Source organism: Microbacterium ulmi (genome assembly GCF_011759705.1).
Taxonomy (GTDB): domain Bacteria; phylum Actinomycetota; class Actinomycetes; order Actinomycetales; family Microbacteriaceae; genus Microbacterium; species Microbacterium ulmi.
In genome coordinates this window covers 1123000-1140020 of record NZ_JAAOZF010000001.1, presented here as the reverse complement: position 1 = coordinate 1140020, position 17021 = coordinate 1123000, and the positions used below count along the sequence as shown (strand labels likewise).

15 protein-coding genes are annotated in these 17021 nt (G+C 71.5%); 11 read left to right on the top strand and 4 right to left on the bottom strand.

The features are described from left to right. Position 1 precedes the first annotated feature (1 nt). The 6 genes from FHS08_RS05435 to FHS08_RS05410 all read left to right on the top strand — a co-directional run bounded on the left by FHS08_RS05435 (position 2) and on the right by FHS08_RS05410 (position 5336). Complete coding sequence (locus FHS08_RS05435) at positions 2-607, top strand: nucleotide exchange factor GrpE (RefSeq protein WP_167036358.1); 606 nt, start codon at positions 2-4, stop codon at positions 605-607. A gap of 15 nt (positions 608-622) precedes the next feature. Continuing rightward, a complete protein-coding gene (locus FHS08_RS05430; RefSeq protein ID WP_167036355.1) occupies positions 623-1618 on the top strand; it encodes a DnaJ C-terminal domain-containing protein in 996 nt (331 codons plus the stop codon). A 26-nt stretch (positions 1619-1644) separates the two neighbouring features. Then, the gene (locus FHS08_RS05425; protein ID WP_167036352.1) at positions 1645-2118 is read left to right on the top strand and encodes a heat shock protein transcriptional repressor HspR; all 474 of its coding nucleotides are present in this window, start codon (positions 1645-1647) and stop codon (positions 2116-2118) included. Positions 2119-2178: 60 nt separating this feature from the next. After that, positions 2179-3189, top strand: coding sequence for a glutaminase A (gene glsA / locus FHS08_RS05420; RefSeq protein WP_167036349.1), 1011 nt, complete (start codon positions 2179-2181; stop codon positions 3187-3189). Continuing rightward, a complete protein-coding gene (locus tag FHS08_RS05415; protein WP_243847228.1) occupies positions 3186-4823 on the top strand; it encodes an MFS transporter in 1638 nt (545 codons plus the stop codon). The genes glsA and FHS08_RS05415 overlap by 4 nt, the downstream gene beginning before the upstream one ends. 96 nt (positions 4824-4919) lie before the next feature. Beyond that, positions 4920-5336, top strand: a complete 417-nt coding sequence (locus tag FHS08_RS05410) for an MmcQ/YjbR family DNA-binding protein (protein ID WP_167036346.1) — start codon at positions 4920-4922, stop codon at positions 5334-5336. Between the two features lie 82 nt (positions 5337-5418). Here the strand turns inward: FHS08_RS05410 and FHS08_RS05405 are convergent, their stop codons facing one another. Continuing rightward, positions 5419-6045 carry a TetR/AcrR family transcriptional regulator gene (locus tag FHS08_RS05405; RefSeq protein ID WP_167036343.1) on the bottom strand — a complete coding sequence of 209 codons (627 nt, stop codon included), beginning with the start codon at positions 6043-6045 and terminating at the stop codon, positions 5419-5421. A 125-nt stretch (positions 6046-6170) separates the two neighbouring features. Here FHS08_RS05405 and FHS08_RS05400 point away from each other — a divergent pair, with 125 nt between their 5' ends. Next, a complete protein-coding gene (locus FHS08_RS05400; RefSeq protein WP_341800317.1) occupies positions 6171-7658 on the top strand; it encodes an MFS transporter in 1488 nt (495 codons plus the stop codon). A gap of 18 nt (positions 7659-7676) precedes the next feature. Here FHS08_RS05400 and FHS08_RS05395 read toward each other — a convergent pair whose 3' ends face one another. The 3 genes from FHS08_RS05395 to FHS08_RS05385 all read right to left on the bottom strand — a co-directional run bounded on the left by FHS08_RS05395 (position 7677) and on the right by FHS08_RS05385 (position 10758). Continuing rightward, entirely contained in the window at positions 7677-9215 is a 1539-nt protein-coding gene (locus tag FHS08_RS05395) for a DUF2252 domain-containing protein (RefSeq protein WP_243847227.1), read from the bottom strand. Between the two features lie 113 nt (positions 9216-9328). Next, complete coding sequence (locus FHS08_RS05390; protein ID WP_167036337.1) at positions 9329-10165, bottom strand: LLM class F420-dependent oxidoreductase; 837 nt, start codon at positions 10163-10165, stop codon at positions 9329-9331. After that, complete coding sequence (locus FHS08_RS05385) at positions 10162-10758, bottom strand: hypothetical protein (RefSeq protein ID WP_167036334.1); 597 nt, start codon at positions 10756-10758, stop codon at positions 10162-10164. Before FHS08_RS05385 ends, FHS08_RS05390 begins: the two co-directional genes overlap by 4 nt. A gap of 140 nt (positions 10759-10898) precedes the next feature. Here FHS08_RS05385 and FHS08_RS05380 point away from each other — a divergent pair, with 140 nt between their 5' ends. The 4 genes from FHS08_RS05380 (at position 10899) to FHS08_RS05365 (ending at position 16998) form a co-directional block, all read left to right on the top strand. Next, positions 10899-12101 carry a glycosyltransferase gene (locus FHS08_RS05380; RefSeq protein WP_167036330.1) on the top strand — a complete coding sequence of 401 codons (1203 nt, stop codon included), beginning with the start codon at positions 10899-10901 and terminating at the stop codon, positions 12099-12101. Positions 12102-12109: 8 nt separating this feature from the next. Next, positions 12110-13360 carry a glycosyltransferase gene (locus FHS08_RS05375; protein ID WP_167036327.1) on the top strand — a complete coding sequence of 417 codons (1251 nt, stop codon included), beginning with the start codon at positions 12110-12112 and terminating at the stop codon, positions 13358-13360. Positions 13361-13621: 261 nt separating this feature from the next. Beyond that, entirely contained in the window at positions 13622-14665 is a 1044-nt protein-coding gene (locus tag FHS08_RS05370; protein WP_167036324.1) for a GlxA family transcriptional regulator, read from the top strand. A 119-nt stretch (positions 14666-14784) separates the two neighbouring features. After that, positions 14785-16998, top strand: a complete 2214-nt coding sequence (locus FHS08_RS05365) for an ATP-dependent Clp protease ATP-binding subunit (RefSeq protein WP_167036321.1) — start codon at positions 14785-14787, stop codon at positions 16996-16998. Positions 16999-17021: the final 23 nt, after the last annotated feature.

The window sequence follows — 17021 nt, the reverse complement described above, 5'->3', positions numbered from 1 at the left end:
CATGGCCGACAAGGACTTCGACGAGAACGAGGTCGGTCCTGGCGACGAGGGGTCGGAGGCTCAGGCCTCCGGCCCCGAGCCGCAGGACGGCCCGTCCGACGACGAGCTGACGATCGACGACATCCTGGGCACTCAGCAGTCGGCGGATGCCGCGGCCGCCGCCGCGGCAGAGGACGCCGTGATCGCCGACCTCGAGACGACGCTGCTGACCGACCTCAAGCGGCTGCAGGCCGAGTACGCGAACTACCGCCGCCGCACGGAGGAGCAGCGCGAGCTCGAGATCGAGCGGGCGAAGGGCGAGGCCGTCAAGGGCCTGCTGCCCGTGCTCGACGACCTCGACCGTGCCGACAAGCACGGCGACCTCGAAGCGGGAAGCCCGTTCGCCGCGATCGCCGACAAGGTGCGCGGCGTCGCCGAGCGTCTCGGCGTGGTCTCCTACGGAGAGGCGGGCGAGACGTTCGACCCGCAGCAGCACGAGGCGATCTTCCAGGTGCCCACTCCCGGGATCGAGACGGCGACGGTGCTCGAGGTCGTCGAGACGGGCTACCGTCTCGGCTCCGTCGAGCTGCGGCCCGCGAAGGTCGTCGTCGCCGTGCCTGCCGAGTAGCCCGGAGGAGAGCGCATGGCCAGTCAGGACTGGTTCGACAAGGACTTCTACAAGGTTCTCGGCGTCTCGAAGGACGTCTCCGACGCCGAGCTGAAGAAGACGTACCGCAAGCTCGCGCGCACGTATCACCCGGACTCCAACCAGGGGGATGCCGCGGCCGAGGCCAAGTTCAAGGAGATCAGCGAGGCCTACTCGGTGCTCTCCGACCCCGAGCAGCGCAAGGAGTACGACCAGATCCGGGCGATGGGCTCGGGCGCGCGCTTCACGGCGGGCGACGGCTCCGGCGGCTTCGAGGACGTGTTCAGCATGTTCAACCAGGGCCGCGGCGGCAACGTGCGGTTCCAGACGTCGGGCGGCGCGTACGACGACATCTTCTCGATGTTCGAGCAGTCCGGCGGGGGCTTCGGCTCGGGTCGCTTCGGGCAGCCCACCGGCGGCTTCCGCGGCTACGGCGGACCCACCCGCGGCGCGGACCTCACGGCGCGCACGACGATCGACTTCGTGACGGCGACGAAGGGCGAGACGATCACGCTGCAGGGCGAGGACGGCAAGCCCTTCAAGGTCAAGATCCCCGCGGGGGTCTCCGACGGCCAGAAGATCCGCCTTCGCGGCCGCGGGCGGCAGTCGCCCGACGGCGGCGAGCCGGGCGACGTCGTCGTGTCGGTGACGGTGCGCCCGCATCCCGTCTTCACGCGCGAAGGGCTCAACCTGCGCGTCACGGTGCCCGTGACGTTCACGGAGGCCGCGCTCGGCGCGACGATCGAGGTGCCGACCCTCGGCGGGGATCCCGTCAAGCTGCGGGTCGCGCCGGGCACTCCGTCAGGGCGCGTGCTGCGGGTCAAGGGACGAGGCGTCGCGACCGACAGGGGCACGGGCGACCTCCTCGCCGAGGTGCAGGTCGCGGTGCCGGCGCACCTGGACGACCGCGCGCGCGAGGCGCTCGAACGCTTCCACGAGCTCGAGCCGAAGGAGAATCCGCGCGCCGACCTCATGGCGAAGGCCCAGAGCTGAATCATGTCATCGAGGAGGTGACGAGGATGCCTGACAGGGAGATCGACGAGGACGCCCCGATCTTCGCGATCGCGGTGGCCGCAGAGCTGTCCGGCATGCATCCGCAGACCCTCCGCCAGTACGACCGGCTCGGGCTCGTCGTGCCCGCGCGCACGCAGGGCGGATCGCGCCGCTACTCCCTCCGGCACGTGCAGCAGCTGCGCGAGGTCGCGCGCATGTCGGCCGACGGCATGGGCCTTCCCGCGATCGCGCGGATCCTCGAGCTCGAGGACCGGGTGCGAGAGCTCCACCTGCGCGTGCGCGACCTCGAGGAGCGTGTGCGCACCGAGCTCGAGCGTCGACCCGGGGCGCGCGTGTTCGCGGCCGGCGCGACGGGAGCCGTCGTGACGCTGCGTCACGGCACGCGCCTGCGCCGCGCGACGGAGGTCGTGCTGTGGAGCCCGAGGCCGCAGCAGCTCGAGGCGGGCGAGCCCGACGAGGACCGCGGCGCAGCCGAGTGACGGGAATCCGCCGTGCCAAGATGAGCAGCACGGCGCCGCGTGCGTCTCGAGGGGCGGGCGATGGATCTGGATGTCGCGGGCGTGGGCCAGTCTGTCAGCACGGGTGCCGTCCCGCCCGGCGACCGGATCGACGAGGTCCTGGCGCGCGCGTTCGAGCGTGCGTCGGCGCACCGCGAGGGAAAGGTCGCGGACTACATCCCGATCCTGCAGAACGCCGACCCCGAGGCGTTCGGGCTGTGCATCGCCGACGTCGACGGCGGACTCCACGAGCTCGGTGACACCCGGGCGCCGTTCTCGATCCAGTCGATCTCGAAGGCCTTCGTCTACGCGCTGCTGTGCGACCGGATCGGTCACGGGCGCGCGCTCGACGTCGTCGGAGTGAACAACACGGGACTTCCCTTCAACTCGGTCGTCGCGATCGAGCTCAACGACGGGCATCCCATGAACCCGATGGTGAACGCGGGAGCGATCGCGGCGACGGCCCTCATGCCGGGTGAGACGGCGGACGCGCAGTTCGCCGCGATCCTCACGGGCCTCTCGCGCTTCGCGGGCAGGGAGCTCACCGTCGACGAGGACGTCTATCGCTGCGAAGCCGACACGAATCAGCGCAATCGCGCGATCGCGCAGCTGCTCGCGAGCTACGGCCGCATCACAGGCGACCCGCTGCGCGCCGTCGACGTGTACACGCGGCAGTGCTCCGTGCGGGTGGACGCCCGCGACCTCGCGGTGATGGGCGCGACCCTCGCCGACGGAGGCGTCAACCCGCTGACGGGCGAGCGCGTCGTGTCGGCGGAGGTCTCACGCGACACGCTCGCGGCCCTCGCCGCGAGCGGGCTCTACGAGCGGTCAGGGGAGTGGCTGTTCGAGATCGGCCTGCCGGGCAAGTCCGGCGTCTCGGGGGGACTCGTCACGGTCGCTCCGGGAAAGGTCGGCGTCGGAGCCTACGCGCCGCCTCTCGACTCAGCGGGGAACAGCGTGCGCGGCCAGATCGCCACGGCCAACGTCTCGCGCGCGCTCGGGCTCAACATCTTCGCCTCCGAGTCCCGCTTCGTGGAAGGAGCGCCCAGATGACGGATGCCGCGGCAGTCGTGAGACCCGAGGCCCGTGCGTCGTGGGCGCCGATGGCCGGGCTCTTCCTCGCCCAGGTCCTCATGTCGTTCAACGTCTCGGCGCTGCCCGTGACCCTCGGCGGCATGGTCGACGACTTCGGCGTTCCCCCCACGGACGTCAGCACGGCCCTCGTGACGTACGGGCTCTTCGTGGCGGCGCTCGTCATGACGGGCGCGAAGATCGGGCAGCGCATCGGGTGGGTCCTGATGTTCCGGGTCGTCATCGCCCTGTTCTCGGTCGCGGCTCTCACGATGATCCTGGCCCCCTCGATCGGCTGGGTGATCGCCGCTCAGGCGCTGGCCGGGGCATCCGCCGCCGTCATCGTGCCTTCGCTCGTCGCGCTCATCGCCGAGAACTACCACGGCGGGCAGCAGGCGACGGCGATCGGCTCGCTCGGGTCGGCGCGGGCGCTCGCGGGCGTCAGCGCGTTCCTCATCGGCGGCGCGCTGGCGACGCTCGTCGGCTGGCGCCCCGTCTTCATGGTCCTGCTCGTCATCGCCGTCGCGGTCTTCATCCTGAGCTTCCGGCTGCGCGCCCTACGGGGCAACGGGACGATCAGGATCGACGTCGTCGGCGCCGTGCTCATCGGTCTCGGCATCGTCTCGCTGACGCTCGGCGTGAACAACCTCAACGCGTGGGGACTCGTCGCGGCCCGCCCGGGGTCGCCGTTCGACATCCTGGGCCTCTCGCCCGCGCCCGTGCTGATCGTGATCGGCGTCGTGCTCGTGCAGGTGTTCTTCGTGTGGACCCGTCGCCGCACCGCGGCGGGCAGGGTGCCGCTCGTGAGCCTTTCCGTGCTGGGGTCGTCACGGGAGCGGGCCGCGGTCTACGCCATGTTCATCGTCGTCGCGCTCGAGGCGGCGCTGAACTTCACGGTGCCGCTGTACGTCCAGATCGTGCAGGGGCGGACCCCGTTCGACACGTCGCTCGCGATGCTCCCGTTCAACCTGACGGTGTTCTTCACCGCGATCCTCGTCGTGCGCCTCTACCGTCGCTTCACCCCGCGCGCCATCGGCGTGTTCTCGTTCAGCCTCACGACGGTGGCGCTCGTCTGGCTGTCGTTCGTCGTGACCAACAACTGGGAGACGCTGCCGACGATCCTCGGCCTGTTCGTCTTCGGCCTCGGGCAGGGCGCGCTCGTCACCCTCGTCTTCAACGTCCTCGTGACGGCATCGCCGAAGGAGCTGGCGGGCGATGTCGGCTCCGTGCGCGGCACGACGCAGAACCTCGCCTCCGCCGTCGGCACGGCGGTCGCGGGCGCGCTCCTGGTGGGCCTGCTCAGCGCGAACGTCGCGACGGCTCTCTCGGCCGGCACGGAGCTGCCCGACGAGCTGACCTCGCAGGTGGACCTCGACAGCACGAACTTCGTGAGCAACGACAGGCTGAGGGAGATCCTGTCGCAGACGGACGCCACCGATGCGCAGGTCGATGCCGCGGTCGCGCTCAACGAGGATGCACGCCTGGGCGCGCTGCAGCTGGGCCTGCTGGTCCTCGCCGGGATCAGCGCGCTCGCGATCGTGCCCGCGAGCCGGCTGCCCAGCTACCTGCCGGGCGAGATCCCGCAGAGCGTCGCGACGGGAGACGTCGGGCAGTGAGACACGCACGGATGCCGCTGCCCGCCCTCACCGCGCAGCCGTCGCGTCTCACGCGAGGGGATGGATGCCGCGGCCGCTGCGCGGCACACTGGCCGCATGGCTGCTCTCGACGACGTCCGTGAGATCGCGCTGAGCCTGCCCGAGGCGTTCGAGAAGGCGAACGGGCAGCGCGCAGGCGTCGGCTGGCGCACGAGCAACGGCCTGTTCGTGTGGGAGCGCGGACCCTCCAAGGCCGACCTCGCGTCGCTCGCGTCGCTCGGACGCGAATGGCCGGCGGGCCCGGTCGTGGGCGTGCGCACGGACGGGCTCGAAGGCAAGGAAGCGCTCCTCGGTGCGTTCCCGGGCGTCTTCTTCACGATCCCGCACTTCGACGGCTACCCCGCCGTGCTCGTGCGCCTCGACGCGATCGACGTCGACCAGCTCCGCGAGGTCGTCACCGACGCCTGGCTCGTCAAGGCGCCGCGCAGGCTCGCGAAGGACTGGCTCGACGCGCATCCCGCCGTCGAAGGCTAGGGCCGCCACGGCCGCCGCGACCGCGCTCGGGCGCCGCTGCCCTGCGCAGCCGCCGGATCGCGCTCAGGCACCGCGACCGCGCTCAGGCGCTGGGCTGCGCGCCGGGGAGGACGCCGTGGCGGAGGGCGGCGAAGAGCTGCTCGAGGCGCGCGCGGTGGCCCTCGGCGATCGCGTCGGCCGGCTCGTCGGCGAGCTGCCGGCGTGCGGTCTCTACGAGCACGGCGGTGTATCCCGCGATGAAGAACGCCGCGAGCAGCGCAGGGTCGCCGTCGAACCGGGAGTCGCGATCCAGCTCGTCGGCGAGGATCCGCTCGAGGTCGGCCGCGATCTCTCGCGCGCGCGCCACGAGCGCGGGTGACGCGGCGACGGTGCGGAAGAAGGGGACGACCCCCTCGGCGAGGCCGGACAGCGCGTGGCGGTCGTCGACGAGACGCACGGTGGCCCTCCGCAGGGACGCGAGGACGTCGACGCCCGGCCCGCGGTCGCGCACGGCGGAGCGCAGCAGGTCGACGGCGTCGTCGGTGCGATCCAGGAGCAGGTCCTCCTTGCGTGGGAAGTGGTTGAAGACCGTGACGCTCGAGACGCCTGCCTCACGGGCGACTTCGGCGACGGTGACGGCGTCGAACCCGCGCTCGAGGAACAGCTGCGTCGCGACCTGCGAGATCCGAGCGCGCGTCTGCGGCCCGCCTCGCCGTCCCGTTCGGGGCATGTGATCTCCCATCACGCTGACTTGTGTAACTACATTTAGTCACATAACATAGTGCCATGTCCACGCGACCCGCCGCCCAACGATCTCGGCGCTCCCCTCGATCATTGCGCGAGGCGTGGCCCGCGTTGGCAGGACTGTCCATGGTCTTCCTGTTCGAGATGCTGGACAACTCGATCCTCAACGTCGCCCTCCCCACGATCGGCCGTGAGCTGCACGCGTCGACGACGGGCGTGCAGTGGGTGACCGGCGCGTACGCCGTCGTGTTCGGCGGTCTCATGCTCATGTTCGGCGTCGTCGCCGACCGGTTCGGGCGCCGGCGCGTCATGCTCGTCGGCCTCGTGCTGCTGGGCATCGCGAGCCTCGCGACGGCGTTCGTCACGAGCGCGGAGCAGCTGATCGCGGTGCGCATCGCGATGGGCGTCGCGGCGGCGATGACGACGCCCGGGTCGATGGCGCTCGCGTTCCGGCTGTTCGACGACGACACGTTGCGCGTGCGCGCCATCACCGTCATCTCGACCGTCGGACTCGTCGGCCTCGCGATCGGCCCCGCTCTCGGGGGTCTCGTGCTTGCGGTCGCGCCCTGGCAGGTGCTGCTGCTCGTCAACGTGCCGGTCGCGGCGCTCGCGATCGTCGGCGTGCGGATCGGAGTCGCAGCGGACGACCCCGCCGACCTCCACCGTGCGCCGCTGGACATCGCGGGCGCGGCGCTCGGCACGGCGGCGATCGTGCTCGCGCTCGTCGCCCCGACCCTGTTCGCGAACGAGGGTCCGGCCTCGTGGGGGCCGTGGACGGCGACGGCGGGAGCGGTCGCCGCCGCGATCCTCTTCGTCGTGCGCGAGCGCTCGGCGCAGCATCCGCTTCTGGATCTCGCGCTCGTCGCGCGCCCGCTCGTCTCGAGCGGTCTCGCGTTCAAGGCCGCGGCCGGGCTCGCGACGGCCGGTATCGGATACCTCGTGACGCTGCAGCTGCAGCTCGACTGGGGATGGCCGCCGGCCCTCGCAGCCGTCGGGATGCTGCCGCAGGTCGTCGTGCTGCTCGCGGGCGGAGCGGTCGTCGAGCCGTTCGTGAAGCGCGTAGGCCTCGAGCGGGCCGCGTGGACCAGCGCCGCGACGGTCGTCGTGGGACTCGCGGTCTACAGCCTGCTCGGACACACCGGATATGTGTGGGTCGCGGTCGCTCTCGCGCTCGTCGCGGCCGGGCTCCGGGTCGTGGGCGTCGTCGCGGCGACCAACGTGCTCCGCGGCCTCCCCGGGAACCGCACCACGATCGGGGCCGCCCTCACCGACACCGTGACCGAGGTCGCCTCGGGGGTCGGCATCGCCGTCGTCGGCACGATCCTCGCCGTGCTGTTCACGGGTGCTCTCACGACCCCCGGGTGGGACGCACAGCAGACGGGGGAGTTCCGGCTGGCGGTCACGATCGGCGGTCTCGTGCTGACGGGCCTGGTCGCGGCGCTCGTCGGCTGGGGCATCGTCCGCGGACAGCGCGGGCAGGGAACGGAGGCCGCGGAGGCCGCGGGGGCGGCGCAGGGCGCGCAGGGAACGGATGCCGCCATGCCGGCCACGCAGGGCACGGCGCCCGCGCGTGCGCCGGCCGGCGCGAGAACGGAGTAGCCGCCCGCGGCCCGAGAGTCAGCCGGCAGGCGCCGCCGCTGCCGAGTTCGCCGCCGTGAACGAGATGTAGTCGCCGCGGGAGAGCTCGGCATACGCGTGGGCCCACTCGAGAAGGGCCTCTCCGACGACGCGGCCGTTGCCGATGTAGCCCGCGACCTGCGGCGCCGACGGAGACTGCGCGTGCGCACGGGCGAGCGTCACGGCGCAGGCCTCTCCGTAGGTCGTGAAGGCGCGGTCCTCGAGCGTCTCGACGTCGACCCCGCCCTTCATGTCGTGGAACTGACGGACGTACTGATCGACCTCCGCACCGCGCAGAGACCCCAGGAAGGGGTCGGAGAAGGCCTGCAGGATCCGCTGCATCGCGACGACGCGACCCCCCTCGCCGTACGCGTCGATCTGCGACGTCAGCGCCGGCGGCTGGACGACCCCGCCGTACTCGACCAGGACGCTGCGCCCCGCCTCCTTCGACTGCAGGATGAGCGCCTTGCCCTCGCCGTCCTGGAACGCGAGGACGAAGCACCGCGTGCCGACGCTTCCCACTCCGACGACCCTGAGCGCGACATCCGCCGTCACGTAGTTCGACATCAGGACCCGGATGTCGGGCATCGCCGTCTCGATGTAGTCGAAGAGATGGCCCTCGATCTGCTCCACGACGTCCGGCTCGACGCGCGTCATCGTCGGTGGGCGCTCGACGAACTGCAGCCGCCCGTCCGCGCGCCGTTCCGTGAGTCTGCGCGCCGCGCGTGCGCCGGTCCGCTTCTGCGCGTCCGCGATGGCGTCTCGCATGGCCGCGCGAGACTCCCTGTCCATCCCGTCGACGGCCCTGGTCACGTCGAAGTGAGCGAAGTAGCGTTCGAGCGGGCTCAGCTGTGCCGCGGCAGCGATCGCGCGGGCATACGCGCGCACGGCCGCGAGCGCGGCATCCTGCACGACCTTCTCGTCACGAGAGGTCGCCTGTCCCGCGATCACGATGCTCGTGACGAGCCGTTTGACGTCCCACTCCCACGGCGCCCACGCGGCCTCGTCGAAATCGTTGAGGTCGAAGACGAGCGTGCGCTGCGGAGAGGCGTAGAAGCCGAAGTTGGCCACGTGCGCGTCGCCGCACGAGGGGACCAGGATGCCGCTGTCCGGGTCGTTCGCGAGGTCGGCCGCCATGAGGGCCGCCGTGCCGCGGTAGAACGCGAAGGGGCTCGCCGACATCCGCTCGACGCGCAGCGGGAGGAGGTCCTGGAGGCGTGTCGCGTTCTGCCGCTCGAGGATTCCCATCGGGTCGCGCCCCTCCGTCGACAGTCGCGACAGCGTGCGGGCGACCCGTCGGCGCGCGTCCCGGCCCAGCGCGGTCCGCGTCTCGAGCGTCGGCGGCCGGACCCACGTGTCTAGGGGACTCGTCATGTCGTCATCCTGGCACTCGGGTGCGCGCGGCGACATGGGTGCGGACCCGCCCGCGATCTGTGCATATCCGATGTTGAGCGGGATCGCGATCGCCAGCAGCGTCACGCCGGCTGTCAGCTCCGTGACGAGATTGCGGCGCGTGAGGCCGGCCAGAGGGGGTTGCATCACGCCTCCTCGCGTCGGCGGCCGGATGCCGGATCCGGCATTCTCCGTCTACCTTTGCACTCGCGGCACGTGCCGGGATCGCCCCTCCCGGGTGACGTGCCGCGACCCCCGTGTCAGCCCTCTGCGTTGATGCGATCGCGCCAGGCGAGCAGCGGCGCGAGCGAGGAGAGGGGGAAGTCGGGCCCGCCGATCGCGGGGATCAGCAGCCGGAAGCCGAGCGCGTGCAGACGGTCCGGCGCGCCGGCGCCGTCGAGCAGCGGCCCGAACCCGCGGATCGAATGACCCGTCGACAGCTCGATCTCCGCCGGGTCGCGCCCTTCGCGCGCACACCACTCGTGCAGGATGCCGATCTTGCGGCCGAGTTCGGCGGTCGGCGTGAAGGTGTGCCAGATGTCGGCGTGCTGCGCGACGAGCCGGAGCGTCTTGCGCTCCCCCTGCCCGCCGATGAGGATCGGGATCCGTCGCGTCGGCGCGGGGGTGAGCGCGCCCCACCGGCGCCTGATCCGCGGGAGATCCCGGGCGAGATCGTCGAGCCTGCTGCCCACCGTGCCGAACTCGTAGCCGTACTCGTCGTAGTCGCGCTGCGCCCAGCCCGAGCCCGTGCCGAAGATCAGGCGGCCCGTGCCCGTGCCGTGCGCGCTGATGTGGTCGACGGTGCGGGCCATGTCGGCCTGCAGATCGGGATTGCGGTACGAGCTGCAGTTGACGAGCGGCCCGAACTCGACGCGCTCCGTGCGCTCGGCGATCGACGCCAGCACCGTCCAGGCCTCGAAGTGCTCGCCGTCGAACGGCTCCGTCAGCGGGACGAAGTGGTCCCAATTGAAGACGACGTCGACACCCAGGTCCTCGGCGCGCAGGACGGCGTCACGATAGGCGGCGAACGATCCGTGCTGCGGCGCGAGCTGGACGCCGATCCGCACGGGACGGCGGGACGCAGGATGCCGCGTCACGGCGCCGGGTCGATCCGGAGGACGTCGCCGCGCTCGCCGATCGTCAGGTCCTCCACGACGCGGATCGTGCGGGCGAGCTCGTCGACCGCTCCGATCACGATGCCGAAGCGCTCGCGGTCTGGACACACGGCCGTCACCGTCACGAAGTGCGTGCCCGTGTCCCACGTGTACGTCGCGAACGGGGGCGTTCGCTCGTCTCGCGGGAACGGCATCGCGAGCCTCTCGCCCACCCCCAGGTGCGGATTGGCGAACGACTCCGTGTCGTCGTACTCCATCGGCATCATGGCGCGGGCCGTGCGCAGCTGCGGCGTCGCCTCCTGCAGCTGCGCCATGACGGCGAGCAGCCCGGGGTCGGCCCTCCACACCCACGCGAGGATGCGACCGGCGGCGCGGCGCATGAGGAATGGAGCGGCCTGGCTCAGCGACCACGCGAGGACGCGGCTGCCAGGGCGCTGCTGTGCCCCCAGTGTCGTGCCCGCCTGCGAGAGCAGCATCCGGATCGCGGCCTTGCGGTGCCGCCGGCCCGCGAAGCCGAGCGAGTCGGTCACCGCGACCCAGCGGTCGGGGGAGGCGTCGGCCTGCAGTCGGGGCATGCGTCCAGGGTACGAGACGCCGTGCTCGCCTCTCCCCGCCGCCGTCCGGCATCCGGGGTGGTGACGGGGCCCTCCGGTACAGTGGAACCGGCGTGCGCGGTCTCCGCGCGACGCCGCAGAGAGAGGCAGCCACCCGACCTGTGACTCCCCCCGAGCACCCCGAACCCGAATCCCGTCCGGCCCTCACCGTCCTCATCGGCGCCGACACCTTCCTTCCGCATGTCAACGGGGCGGCCCGATTCGCCGAGCGGCTGGCGGCCGGCCTGGTCAAGCGCGGCCACGACGTCCACGTCATGGCCCCGAGCGACGGGCACCGCAACCACGGGACCTTCATCGAGACGATCGAGGGCCAGCCCCTCACGATGCACCGGCTCGCCTCGTGGCGCTGGTACCCGCACGACTGGCTCACCTTCGTGCTGCCGTGGATGTCGAAGCACCACGCCCGCAAGGCGCTCGACTCCGTCAAGCCCGACGTCGTGCACATCCAGTCGCACATCGTGATCGGCCGCGGACTGGCGCGCGAAGCGCACAAGCGCGGCATCCCGATCATCGCGACGAACCACGTCATGGCCGAGAACGTCCTGGACTTCACGACGCTGCCGCCCGCCCTGAACAAGGTCCTCCTGAAGTTCGCGTGGGACGACGCCAAGCGCACGTTCGACCGCACGCGCGCCGTCACGACGCCGACGCGCAAGGCGGCGGACTTCCTGGAGGCGACGATCGACATCGAGGGCGTCATCCCGGTCAGCTGCGGCATCGATGCGGCCGAGTACACGGCCGATCTCACGCCGCGCGACGCGAACCGCATCGTCTTCGTGGGGCGGCTGACGACCGAGAAGCAGATCGACGTCGTGCTCCGGGCCATCGCGAAGCTCGACCCCGCGCTCGATGTGACGTTCGACATCGTGGGCAACGGCGACCAGCGCCGCAACCTCGAGCAGCTGACGCACCAGCTGGGGCTCGACGAGCGGGTGACGTTCCACGGACACACGTCGGACCAGGAGCTGCGCGACCTCCTCACGCGCGCGAGCCTGTTCGCGATCGCGTCGGTCGCCGAGCTGCAGTCGATCGCGACGATGGAGGCGATGGCCTCCGGCCTGCCGATCGTCGCGGCGAACGCGGTCGCGCTGCCGCACCTCGTGCACGACGGCGAGAACGGCTACCTCTTCACGCCGGGCGACGTCGACGAGCTCGCTGCACGCCTGACCGACGTGCTGACGGCGGAGCCCGAGGAGCGCCTGCGGATGCAGCGGGCCTCGCTCGACGGGGTCAAGATCCACGACATGAAGCGCACGCTCGACACGTTCGAGGCCCTGTACCGCGACGAACCGCTGCCGGAGTAGCGGCCGCCGTGCACGTCGTGTTCTTCGGCGACCAGCACGTCGAGTCGTTCGGCGGGGCGCAGGTCTCGATGCGGCTGCAGCGCCGCTTCCTCGAGAAGGCGGGGCACACCGTCACGGTCGTCGCCCCGCGGATGCACGGCCCGCGCGGCCGCGCGATCGCCCCGGATGCCGGGTACCTCGACATGCCCTCGATCCCGATCACGCCCGACCGCGAGTACTCGTTCACGTGGCCGGGACGGCGCACCGACACGTGGGTGGATGCCGCGCTCGCGTCTCGCCCGCCCGTCGACCTCGTGCACGTGCAGGCCGACTTCTGGGGCGCGTTCATCGGGCACAGGTTCGCGCGGCGGCACGGACTGCCCGTCGTGCACACGATGCACAACCGCGTCGACGTCGGCATCGCCGCGACCGTGCCGTTCCCATCGCTCGTGCTGCGGACGCTCAACGCGTGGGAGCGACGGGCGCTCGGCATGAGCGGACCGGGGAACGACGGATGGGCGTACCTGCGCCGCTTCGCGGGGCGAGCGGATGCCGTGACCGCCCCGTCGGGCCACTTCGCGCACCGGCTCGAACAGCACGGGGTCGTCCCGGGGTCGCGGCATCTCTCCGAGTCGTCCCGGCATGTCGACGTCGTCTGGAACGGCATCGACGACGACGTCCTCGACGCCGTTCTCGCGGAGGGGCCCCGTGTCCGGGCCGACGGACCGCCGAGGCTCGTGTGGCTCGGGCGCATGAGCCCGGAGAAGCGCCTGCTGCCGTTCCTCGAGGCGGTGGCGGCATCCGGCATCCGCGCCGGCGTGCAGGTCCTCGGCGGGGGCGGCCAGCTGCGCGCCGCGCGCCGTCTCGTCGAGCGTCTCGGTCCCGTCGCCGACGTCGACTTCGTCGGCCGCGCCCCCTACGACGAGGTGCTGCGGCGGCTGCGTGCGGCGGACGCGCTCGTCCAGACCTCGATCGGCTTCGAGACGCAGGGCATGACGCCGTTCGAGGCGGCGACGCTCGGAACCCCCGCGATCGTGAGCGATCCCGACATCGCCCGCGAGCTCGAGTCGGGCTTCTGGGCCGTCGGCGGGGGAGCGGATGCCGCGCCCGCCGCCGCGGACGCGTCGGTCGGGGCGCTCGCCGCGACGCTCCGCACGGCCGCTGCCGACATCGAGGCCGGCCGCGCGCCGGCGGCGAACCCCGCCGTGCGAGACCGCTTCCGGCAGTCCTCGCGCACCGCGGCGATGCTCGAGGTCTACGACCGCGTCCTCGCGCGCTGAGCGCGTCCGGGCGGGCGCCGTCCCCGCCCCGTCCGCGTGGCGACGGACGGGGGAGCGGATCAGGGGAGCCGCGTCCAGTCGGTGGGCGTGCGACGGTAGCCGTCGTTGCGGAGGGCGGAGATCGTCGACGCGATCGCGACGACCGAGAGCGCTGAGATGACGATGACGATGATCATGGCAGAAACGCTACGCTTGCGCTCTGACTGCCACGAGTGGCAGGATGGACACGTATCGCACGAAAACTGCCAGTCGGAGGATCGCATGCACACCGTCGCCGTCGTCGTCCAGCACGGCTTCGCGCCGTTCGAGTTCGGTCTCGCGTGCGAGGCGTTCGGCCTCGACCGGTCGGACGACGGCATCCCGCCCTTCGACTTCCGCATCGTGACGCCCGACCCTGGGACCGTCAAGAGCAACATGGGGTTCTCGATCAACATCGACGACGACCTCGCCTTCGCCGAGGAGGCGGATCTCGTCGTCGTGACGCCCGTCCCGCGAGGCTCGTGGCACCGCATCGACGCCCGGGTCGCCGAGGTCGTGCGTCGCGCGGTCGACCGCGACGCGTGGGTGCTGAGCGTGTGCAGCGGCTCCTTCGTGCTCGCAGCCTCCGGCGTCCTCGACGGCCGGCGCGCGACGACGCACTGGATGTACGCCGACACGATGGCGCGCATGTATCCCGCGATCGACGTCGACCCCGACGTCCTCTACGTGCAGGACGGCCGCATCATCACGAGCGCGGGCACGGCCGCCGGGCTCGACGCGTGCCTGCACCTGCTGCGGCAGGAGCTCGGCGCCGAGGTCGCCAACCGCATCGCGCGGCGCATGGTCGTGCCGCCGCAGCGCGACGGGGGTCAGGCCCAGTTCATCGAGAAGCCGCTCCCCCAGGTCTCGTCGCTCTCCCTCGCGCCCGTCACCGACTGGATGCTCGAGAACCTCCGTCTCGAGCTCACGGTCGACCAGCTCGCCGCGAAGGCGCATATGTCGCCGCGCACGTTCGCGCGCCGCTTCAAGGCCGATCACGGTGCGACCCCCGCCGCATGGCTCGCGCGGCAGCGGATCATCCACGCGCAGCGCCTGCTCGAGAAGACCGACCTGGGCCTGGACCGCATCGCGTACGAGTGCGGGTTCGGGTCGGCCGCCGTCCTGCGGCAGAACTTCGCGCGCGTGCTCGGCACGACCCCGACGGCGTACCGGGCGCGGTTCGCGTGCCACGAGGACGAGATGACGGATGCCGCGCTGATGGACGCCGGGCCGGCCGACGCCGAGCCCGGCGTCGCCGCATCCGCCGTTCTCGAGCCCGTCGCCTGACGCCCTCGATCGTGCGGGGCGCGGCGGGCCCGTGAGGGGCATTGCCGCGGCATCCGTCTCTTGCTAAACTTGAGCCGTAGCGACTCAAGTTTGTCGCGAGTACTTCCAGGGAGAGCCACATGAACGCAACACAGCAGCCCGGGCAGGAGGACTCGAAGAGCGCCCTCGAACAGTTCGGGATCAACCTCACCGACCGTGCCCGCCAGGGCAAGCTCGACCCCGTCATCGGGCGAGACAGCGAGATCCGCCGCGTCAGCCAGGTGCTGACCCGCCGCACGAAGAACAACCCGGTCCTCATCGGCGAGCCCGGCGTCGGCAAGACCGCCGTCGTCGAAGGCCTCGCGCAGCGCATCGTCGCGGGAGACGTCGCCGAGTCGCTCAAGGACAAGGAGCTCGTGACCCTCGACATCTCGGCGCTCGTCGCGGGCGCGATGTACCGCGGGCAGTTCGAGGAGCGCCTCAAGAGCGTGCTCAAGGAGATCACCGAGTCCGACGGCCGCATCATCACCTTCATCGACGAGCTGCACGTGCTCATGGGCGCGGGCGGCGGCGAGGGGTCGGTCGCGGCATCCAACATGCTCAAGCCCATGCTCGCCCGCGGCGAGCTGCGCATGATCGGCGCGACGACCCTCAACGAGTACCGCGAGTTCATCGAGAAGGATGCCGCGCTCGAGCGCCGCTTCCAGCAGGTCTACGTCGGCGAGCCTTCCGTCGAGGACACGATCGCGATCCTGCGCGGACTCAAGGAGCGGTACGAGGCCCACCACAAGGTGGCGATCGCCGACGGCGCGCTCGTCGCCGCGGCATCCCTCTCCAGCCGCTACATCCCGAGCCGGCAGCTGCCCGACAAGGCGATCGACCTCATCGACGAGGCCGCATCGCGCCTGCGCATGGAGATCGACTCGGCGCCGCTCGAGATCGACGAGCTGCGCCGGCACGTCGACCGCCTGAAGCTCGAAGAGCTCGCGCTGAAGAAGGAGAAGGACGACGCCTCGAAGGAGCGCCTGGCGGCGCTGCGCTCCGACCTCGCGAAGGAGGAGGCGCAGCTCGGCGACCTCCAGGCGCGGTGGGAGCACGAGCGCGCGTCGCTCAACCGTGTCGGCGACCTCAAGACCAAGCTCGACGCCGCCCGCATGGAGGCCGAGCGCGCCCAGCGCGAGGGCAACCTCGAGAAGGCGTCGCGACTGCTGTATGCCGAGATCCCGGGGCTCGAGCGCGAGCTCGTCGCGGCCGAGCGCGAAGAGCCCGCGGGCGACCGCATGGTGAACGACCAGGTCACGGAGGAGGACATCGCCGCCGTCATCGCCGCGTGGACCGGCATCCCCGTCGGTCGGCTCCTCCAGGGCGAGACCGAGAAGCTCCTGCACCTCGAGACCGAGCTCGGCAGGCGCATCATCGGGCAGCGGGAGGCCGTCAAGGCCGTCTCGGATGCCGTGCGCCGCTCGCGCGCAGGCATCAGCGACCCGAACCGGCCGACCGGCTCGTTCCTGTTCCTCGGGCCGACGGGCGTCGGCAAGACCGAGCTCGCGAAGGCGCTCGCGGAGTTCCTCTTCGACGACGAGCACGCCATGGTCCGCATCGACATGTCGGAGTACGGCGAGAAGCACACCGTCTCGCGGCTCGTCGGAGCCCCTCCCGGCTACATCGGCTACGAGCAGGGCGGGCAGCTGACCGAGGCCGTGCGCCGGCGTCCGTACTCGGTCGTGCTGCTCGACGAGGTCGAGAAGGCGCACCCCGAGGTCTTCGACGTGCTGCTGCAGGTCATGGACGACGGACGCCTGACCGACGGCCAGGGACGCACTGTCGACTTCAAGAACGTCATCCTGATCCTGACCTCGAACCTCGGCTCGCCCGTGCTGATCGACCCGACGCTGTCGTTCGAGCAGAAGCGCGAGACCGTGCAGGCGCTGGTCCGGCAGGCGTTCAAGCCCGAGTTCGTCAACCGCCTCGACGACATCGTGATCTTCCAGGCGCTCACGGAGGACGACCTCGCGCAGATCGTCGAGCTCGCGGTCGATCAGCTGCAGCGGCGGCTGAAGGACCGCCGTCTCACCCTCGCCGTCACGCCCGACGCCCGCGCGTGGCTCGCGGAGCGGGGGTACGACCCCGTGTTCGGCGCCCGTCCGCTGCGCCGGCTCATCCAGTCCGAGATCCAGGACCGCCTCGCGATGGCGCTCCTGTCGGGCGGCGTGCGCGACGGCGACGTCGTGCGAGTGGATGTCGCGGCCGACGGCTCCACGCTCGTGCTGACGAGCGCGGGACCCGCGGCGGCCCCCGCCCCGGCGCCGGGGGAGGACGACGACGTGATCGAGGCCGAGCTCCTCGAGGACTGAGCCGATCCCGCCGTCCCGTGTCC

Coding starts and splice junctions, on each gene's coding strand:
- FHS08_RS05405 (WP_167036343.1), bottom strand. CDS start 6,045: ATGCCCCGAACGGGACGGCGAGGCGGGCCGCAGACGCGCGCTCGGATC.
- FHS08_RS05365 (WP_167036321.1), top strand. CDS start 14,785: ATGAACGCAACACAGCAGCCCGGGCAGGAGGACTCGAAGAGCGCCCTC.
- FHS08_RS05415 (WP_243847228.1), top strand. CDS start 3,186: ATGACGGATGCCGCGGCAGTCGTGAGACCCGAGGCCCGTGCGTCGTGG.
- FHS08_RS05425 (WP_167036352.1), top strand. CDS start 1,645: ATGCCTGACAGGGAGATCGACGAGGACGCCCCGATCTTCGCGATCGCG.
- FHS08_RS05370 (WP_167036324.1), top strand. CDS start 13,622: ATGCACACCGTCGCCGTCGTCGTCCAGCACGGCTTCGCGCCGTTCGAG.
- glsA (WP_167036349.1), top strand. CDS start 2,179: ATGGATCTGGATGTCGCGGGCGTGGGCCAGTCTGTCAGCACGGGTGCC.
- FHS08_RS05430 (WP_167036355.1), top strand. CDS start 623: ATGGCCAGTCAGGACTGGTTCGACAAGGACTTCTACAAGGTTCTCGGC.
- FHS08_RS05395 (WP_243847227.1), bottom strand. CDS start 9,215: ATGCAACCCCCTCTGGCCGGCCTCACGCGCCGCAATCTCGTCACGGAG.
- FHS08_RS05410 (WP_167036346.1), top strand. CDS start 4,920: ATGGCTGCTCTCGACGACGTCCGTGAGATCGCGCTGAGCCTGCCCGAG.
- FHS08_RS05385 (WP_167036334.1), bottom strand. CDS start 10,758: ATGCCCCGACTGCAGGCCGACGCCTCCCCCGACCGCTGGGTCGCGGTG.
- FHS08_RS05435 (WP_167036358.1), top strand. CDS start 2: ATGGCCGACAAGGACTTCGACGAGAACGAGGTCGGTCCTGGCGACGAG.